The organism is Paenibacillus sp. GbtcB18 (assembly GCF_019091125.1).
GTDB classification, from domain to species: domain Bacteria; phylum Bacillota; class Bacilli; order Paenibacillales; family NBRC-103111; genus Paenibacillus_F; species Paenibacillus_F chitinolyticus.
The window spans coordinates 1-244 of record NZ_JAGXJX010000709.1; the positions used below are offsets into that span (position 1 = coordinate 1).

The following is a 244-nucleotide window of genomic DNA, read 5'->3' on the forward strand; positions in this document are numbered from 1 at the left end:
AAAGAACGACCGGCTCGGTAGGCCGGCTACAACCTGCGTCCAGCCGCTGTCGGACCGTGCCGACCGAGCCTCCGGTGTCGAGGCCGTGCCCCTGGAGCATGGAAGAAAGACTGTGGGCAAAGCCACCGAAGAAAACGAGGCAGGCCGCCCAACAGACGAGAATGATTTTCGGATAGCGGAATGAGAGGACAGCCCGGGCGTTCAAGCTATTGCCATAATCTCTTCCCGAATAGGTACCGAAGAT

General features: G+C 59.0%; 1 protein-coding gene. It reads left to right on the top strand.

The window, feature by feature from the left end:
• A partial coding sequence (locus KVT34_RS30865) for a hypothetical protein (RefSeq protein WP_217563358.1) occupies positions 1-184 on the top strand: 184 nt, incomplete at its 5' end.
• Between the last annotated feature and the right edge of the window lie 60 nt (positions 185-244).